The 6,153-nt window shown below is 73.1% G+C and carries 6 protein-coding genes; 2 read left to right on the top strand and 4 right to left on the bottom strand.

What is annotated here, in order from left to right; all coding sequences use genetic code 11:
- Nucleotides 1-1,395 (top strand): polyprenol phosphomannose-dependent alpha 1,6 mannosyltransferase MptB (mptB, locus tag NCC78_RS26205; RefSeq protein ID WP_250797801.1); only part of this gene is annotated, 1,395 nt, incomplete at its 5' end.
- 74 nt (nt 1,396-1,469) lie between these two features.
- Here the strand turns inward: mptB and NCC78_RS26200 are convergent.
- The 3 genes from NCC78_RS26200 to glnA all read right to left on the bottom strand — a co-directional run bounded on the left by NCC78_RS26200 (nt 1,470) and on the right by glnA (nt 4,379).
- Nucleotides 1,470-2,456 carry a hypothetical protein gene (locus NCC78_RS26200; protein WP_250797800.1) on the bottom strand — a complete coding sequence of 329 codons (987 nt, stop codon included), beginning with the start codon at nt 2,454-2,456 and terminating at the stop codon, nt 1,470-1,472.
- Entirely contained in the window at nt 2,453-2,818 is a 366-nt protein-coding gene (locus NCC78_RS26195) for a PadR family transcriptional regulator (RefSeq protein ID WP_250797799.1), read from the bottom strand. The genes NCC78_RS26200 and NCC78_RS26195 overlap by 4 nt, the downstream gene beginning before the upstream one ends.
- A gap of 136 nt (nt 2,819-2,954) precedes the next feature.
- Complete coding sequence (gene glnA, locus NCC78_RS26190) at nt 2,955-4,379, bottom strand: type I glutamate--ammonia ligase (protein WP_250797798.1); 1,425 nt, start codon at nt 4,377-4,379, stop codon at nt 2,955-2,957.
- 264 nt (nt 4,380-4,643) lie between these two features.
- Between glnA and NCC78_RS26185 the strand changes: the two genes are divergently transcribed.
- Nucleotides 4,644-5,045, top strand: coding sequence for an RDD family protein (locus NCC78_RS26185; protein WP_372495209.1), 402 nt, complete (start codon nt 4,644-4,646; stop codon nt 5,043-5,045).
- A 63-nt stretch (nt 5,046-5,108) separates the two neighbouring features.
- Here the strand turns inward: NCC78_RS26185 and NCC78_RS26180 are convergent, their stop codons facing one another.
- The gene (locus NCC78_RS26180) at nt 5,109-5,798 is read right to left on the bottom strand and encodes a DUF4191 domain-containing protein (RefSeq protein ID WP_250797797.1); all 690 of its coding nucleotides are present in this window, start codon (nt 5,796-5,798) and stop codon (nt 5,109-5,111) included.
- Nucleotides 5,799-6,153: the final 355 nt, after the last annotated feature.

The following is a 6,153-nucleotide window of genomic DNA, read 5'->3' as shown; positions in this document are numbered from 1 at the left end:
CTCGGTGGCGCGCTGCCGTCCGCACCGCTGGACGCCACGCCGGCCTCGGTGCTCGCCGCGCCGGACGGGCCGTGGGTGGTGGGCTGCTGGCTGGTCGGCACGGTCCTGCTGACCGGCGCCTGGTGGGCGCTGCGCCGGGGCGCGCCGTCGACACGGTGGGCGTACCTGACCGCGGGGCTCTGGGCGCTGCCGCTGCTGTTCAGCGCGCCGCTGGGCAGCCGGGACGTCTACTCCTACGCCTGCCAGGGCTGGACGTACGCGCACGGCGTCGACCCGTACGCGACGGGCGTCGCCGAGGCCGCCTGCCCCTGGGTGGACGCGGTGGCCCCGATCTGGCGGGACACGCCGGCCCCGTACGGCCCGTTCTTCGTGCTGCTCGCCGCGCTCGCGGTGACCCTCGGCGGCGGTCTGGTCGGCACGGTCGTGCTACTCCGCCTGGTGGCGGTCGCCGGGGTGCTGGTGACCGCGCTCTGCCTGCCGGGGCTGGCGCGGGCCGCCGGCGTGCCGACCCGGCGGGCGGCCTGGATGGCGCTGGCCGGCCCGCTGGTCGGCGTGCACCTGGTGGCCGGCGCGCACAACGACGCGGTGCTGCTCGGCCTGCTGACCCTCGCCCTGCTGGTGCTGGTCCGCCGGCCCGGCAAGCCGCGAGCGCTGCTGGTCGCCGGGGCGCTGCTGGGGCTGGCGGTGACGGTCAAGGCCACCGCGCTGGTGGTGCTGCCCTTCGCGGCGCTGGCCGCGGTGCTCGGCCGCTACACCGTCCGGGCGCTGCTGCGCGACGCCGGCTGGCTGGCCGGCGGGGTGCTCGGCGCGCTGGCGGTCACCTCGCTCCTCTCCGGTCTGGGGTTCGGCTGGGTGGGCGGGCTGGCCCGCAGCGGGGACTCCAAGCAGTGGACGTCGCCGCCGACGGCGGTGGGCCTCGTCGTGGACTACGCCGGGGAGCTGGTCGGCCGAGACCCGGGCGCGGTGCCGGTGGCCCGGGCGGTGGCGCTGCTGCTGCTCGCCGTGCTGGTGGTGGCGCTGTGGTGGCGGGCCTGGTCGGCGCTGCGCCGGCTCAACGACGTACGCCGGCGGGCGGCGCAGGTGGACGCGGCCCGCCCCCGGGTGGCCCTGCTCGGCGCGGGCCTGGCGCTGGCCGCCACGGTGGCCCTGGCTCCGGTCTTCCACCCCTGGTACGCCACCTGGCCGCTGGTCCTGCTCGCGGTCGCCGCGACGCGGACCACCTGGTTCGTGCTGCCCGCCGCGGTCGCGGCCTTCCTCACCCTGCCCGACGGCACCAACCTGGCCCGGTCCGTCAAGGCGCCCGGCGCGATCGCGATGACCGTGTTGGTCGTCGTCCTGCTGGTGCTCGGCCTGAGCCGCCGCCTCCGCCCGCCCCTCGATCTTCGTCGATCATGAGGTTCGCGGCGTGCTCCGAGATCGCACCCGCCGCGAACCTCATGATCGATTGGGCGCGGGTTGATGGGACCGGGTCAGGTGCGGCGGGCGTCGCAGGTCGGGCAGCGAGCGTGTTCGGTTGGTCGGGCCCGCCGCCGGCGCATGGCGAGCGCCAGCGGCAGCAGCGTGGGGCCGACCAGCACGACGGCGACGGCGGTCGCGGCGAGCGCGGCCCATCCCGGGTTGTACGTGTCGGGTAAGCCGTCCCCCGCGCCGGCCAGCGGGTGCAGCGCGAGCAGACCCACCGGGGTGAGCAGGATCAGTGCGGCCCAGCCGCCCCGCTGGTCGGCGCGCAGGGCCAGCCCCGCGCCGAGCAGCAGCACCACCGCGAGCAGCGCCACGGCGGCGGCCGGCAGCACCTGACCCGCCGTGGGTACGTAGTAGCTCACGCCGAAGATGGCGGGGGAAAGGTCGGCCGCCACGAGACCGGCGGAGCCGATGGCGACCAGCGGCACCGCGCGCAGCGGCGTCGGCAGCCTGTCGGGCAAACCGAGCGCCACCAGGCCCAACCCGACCTGCGGCAGCAGCACGAACAGCGGCGGGCGCGGCAGGCCGGTGAGCGCGGCGGCGGGGACGAGCGCGAGGGTGAGAAGCACCGCGAGCACCACGGCACGCCGGGCCCACCGACCGGGTGAGAGGGCGTGCACCACCGCGGCGAGCAGCCAGGCGATCCACGCCCCGATGCCGAGCGAGACGAATGGCCCGGCAGTCGGCACGTCGAAGTCGGCCGGCGCGGGGCGCAGCTCCAGCACCGACCAGGCCGCGGCGAGCGAGGTGGCGGTGAGGAACGCGAGGACGGCGGCCAGGCGGATGCCGGGCATCAGGTCGGGGGCGCCGGCGGCGCGCAGCCGCTGGCGGAGGCCGCCGCGCAGGAGGTCGCCGGCGTCCCCGGGGGAGGGCCACCGCCGGCCCGGGACGGCCAGGTCGAGGTACGTGCCGACGATCTCCGCGCCGCGGGCGCGCCGGTAGCCCGCGGGGTACGCGCGCAGCAACCGCAGGTAGCGCCGCTCCAGGTTGCTCATGCCAGCCCCCCGGCGGTACGCGGGGCGAGCGGCCGGGCGGTGCGGGAGCGCGCGCGCAGCCGGGCGGTGGCCGCCTCGACGTTGCGGCGCAGCCGCTCGGTCTCCGCGCCGAGGGTGGCGTCGCCGGCGGGGGAGAGGCGGTAGTAGCGGCGCAGCCGGCCGTCCACCACCTCCTCCCGGTCGACCTCGACCAGGCCCGCGTCGACCAGCCGGTCGAGTGCTCCGTAGAGGGTGCCGGGGCGTAGCGTGACCCGCCCGTCCGAGAGGGCGGCGACCTCGCCGATCAGCCCGTAGCCGTGCAGCGGCTCGCCCGCGAGCGCGGTGAGGATCAGGAACGTGGGTTCCCGCAGGGGAGTGTCCATGTCCGGCAATATAACGGACGCGAAGATATATCGGGGGGCGGTACGTGACGGTGAGCCGCGACGGAAAACGGCCGGGCCGGCTCCGCGTGTCGCGGAGCCGGCCCGGCCGGTGCTGATGGAGCAGTCGACGGCTGGATCAGCAGTCGAAGTACATGGCGAACTCGTGCGGGGTCGGGCGCAGGCGCACCGGGTCGACCTCGTTGGCCCGCTTCCACTCGACCCAGGTGGAGATCAGATCGGGGGTGAAGACGCCGCCGTCGAGCAGGTAGTCGTGGTCGGCCTCGAGGGAGTCGAGCACCGCCGACAGCGAGCCGGGTACCTGCTTGACGTCGCCCCACTCCTCCGGCGGGAGGTCGTAGAGGTCCTTGTCGATCGGCGCCGGCGGCTCGATCTTGCTCTTGATGCCGTCCAGGCCGGCCATCATCATCGCCGAGAAGGCCAGGTAGACGTTGGCCGACGGGTCCGGCACGCGGAACTCGACCCGCTTGGCCTTCGGGTTGCTGCCGGTGACCGGGATGCGGGTGCAGGCGGAGCGGTTGCGCTGGGAGTAGACCAGGTTGACCGGTGCCTCGAAGCCCGGCACCAGGCGACGGTAGGAGTTGACCGTCGGGTTGGTGAAGGCCAGCAGCGACGGGGCATGGTGCAGCAGGCCGCCGATGTACCAGCGGGCGGTGTCGGACAGCCCGGCGTAGCCGGTCTCGTCGTAGAACAGCGGCTCGCCGTTCAGCCAGAGGCTCTGGTGGGTGTGCATGCCCGAGCCGTTGTCGCCGAAGAGGGGCTTGGGCATGAACGTGGCGGTCTTGCCGTTCGCCCACGTCTCGTTCTTCACGATGTACTTGAAGAGCTGGAGCTGGTCGGCGGCGTGCAGCAGGGTCGAGAACCGGTAGTTGATCTCGGACTGCCCGGCGGTGCCCACCTCGTGGTGCGAGCGCTCCACGGTGAACCCGCTGTCGACCAGCCGGCGCACGATCGAGTCGCGCAGGTCGGCGTAGTGGTCCACCGGCGGCACCGGGAAGTAGCCGCCCTTGTACGCGGTCTTGTAGCCGCGGTTGCCGCCCGGCTCCTCGCGACCGGTGTTCCAGGCGCCCTCGATCGAGTCGATGTAGTAGAACGACTGGTGCGCCGAGGTCTCGTGGCGGATCGAGTCGAAGATGTAGAACTCCGCCTCGGCGCCGAAGTACGCCGTGTCGGCGATGCCGCTGGCGGCCAGGTAGGCCTCGGCCTTCTTCGCCACGTTGCGCGGGTCCCGGCTGTAGGCCTCGCGGGTGAACGGGTCGTGGATGAAGAAGTTGAGCGCGAGGGTCTTCTGCGCCCGGAAGGGGTCGATGAAGGCGGTCGCGACGTCCGGGAGCAGGAGCATGTCCGACTCGTGGATCGCCTGGAAACCACGGATCGACGAGCCGTCGAAGGCCAGGCCCTCGGTGAAGAATTCGTCGTTGACCGACTCGACCGGCAGATTGAAGTGCTGCATCACGCCGGGCAGGTCACAGAAACGTACGTCGACGAACTTCACGTCCTCGTTCTTGAGGTATCGCAGGAGTTCCTCGGGATTGGCGAACACACGTCCTCCTGGCACGTCCACGGGGTGGCTAGGCTTCTGGCGACGCTATGGCCACGCGGTTGCCCGGCCATGTCTTGAGTGTTTCTGCCGTGTTACGTCCCTCGCGGAGCGTCATCCGCACCTCTCAACGTGGCCCGGCCGCTCGCTGGGACGCCACCGGCTGTGCCATTGTATTGATACTTGAGGTAGTTGGTCCTTTTTTGCGCCGCGGGTCGGGCGGTCCGCCCCCGATCCACCGCTGCGCCCTGGATACCCTTGACCGCTGTGACCAACCCGCATGATCGAGCCGTGCCGCCCGCGTCGGACCCCGCCTTCACCCCGCCCGACCTGGGCCGCCGGTTCGGCGCGCTGGTGATCGACTGGGTGCTCTGCCTGCTGGTAGCCCGCGGCTTCGCCGACCCCGTCCGCGACGGTTGGGCGCCCGTGCTGGTGCTGATCCTGGAGTACGGCTTCTTCCTGGGCCTCTTCGCGCAGACCCCCGGCATGTTCATCACGAAGATCCGCTGCGTCGCGTGGGCCGACGGGGGCCGGATCGGCCTGGCCCGGGGCCTGCTCCGCGGCCTACTGCTGGCCCTGGTCGTGCCGGCCCTGCTGATGGACCAGCACCGCCGCGGCCTGCACGACCGCTTCACCGGCTCCGTCATCACCGCCGCCCCCCGCCGCTGACCCGCCCGGGACGAGAAGAGCCGGGCCCGTCGGGGCCCGGCTCCTGCCGGCGTACGGCCGGGGTCAGCGGCCCCGGGACTGGCGGAACCCGCCGCGCGCCGGCCGCATGTTCTTCGGGATCGCGCCCTTGGGCATCTGCGGGCGGGCGGTGAGTGCTTTGAGCCGCTTGTCCAGCGCGTTGACATCCTTGCCGCTGAGGCTGCGGGGCAGCCGCATCAGCGTCATCCGCAGCTTACGGACGGGCAGCTCGCCCTCGCCCTGGCCGATCACGTAGTCGTGCAGCGGGGCCGAGCCGATCACCTTGGCCAGCCGCCGCTTTTCCTGGCCGAGCAGGCCACGCACCCGCTGCGGGTTGCCCTCGGCGAGCAGGATCACGCCGGGCCGGCCGATCACCAGGTGGACCATGTCCATCTGCGTGGTGGAGCTGACCGCCGGGGTGACGCGCCAGTCGCCCCGCATGCTCTCCATGATCTGCGCCGCCGCGCCGGGCTGCCCCTCGGCGGCGTTCATCATCGCCCGGTTGGAGCGCAGGTTCAGCACGATCAGCAGGCAGAGCAGGGCGAACAGGATGCCCAGCGGCAGCGAGATCCAGCCCCAGAGCAGGACCGCGACCACGGTGAGCGCGAGCGGGATCAGCACCGCGGCGGCGGCCAGCGGCGCGAACCACCTGTCCTGCTTGGCGGTGAACCGGAACACCATCCCGATCTGCTTCAGCCGCTGGCCGAACGAGACCTTCTCCTGGGGCTTTGCCATGCGAGAGAGTCTAGTGGTCGCCGCCGGTGGAGTTGATCCGCGTCCGGCGGTCCGCGGGGCTGAGTACCTTACGCCGCCGCACCGCCCATCCGGCCCCGGAGTAAGGAGGGGGAGCGGGCGAAGATCAGGCAGCGCCCCCATGCCCCGGCGGCACCTTCCCGAGCAGAGTCAACGTCAGCAGATGACGACGACCGCAGGGAGCCCGAGATGTTCAGCAACGACGCAGACTTCATCCTCACCATCCACCGTACGCACTCCGCCGAGCTGCGCGCCGAGGCCGCGGCGGACCGGCTCGCCCGGTCGCTGCCGCGCCGCCCCGCCCGCGGCTGGCTGAGTCGGCGGCACCACGCGGGCC

Source organism: Micromonospora phytophila, from assembly GCF_023656545.1.
GTDB lineage: Bacteria > Actinomycetota > Actinomycetes > Mycobacteriales > Micromonosporaceae > Micromonospora > Micromonospora phytophila.
This window is presented reverse-complemented; position numbering and strand designations above follow the sequence as displayed.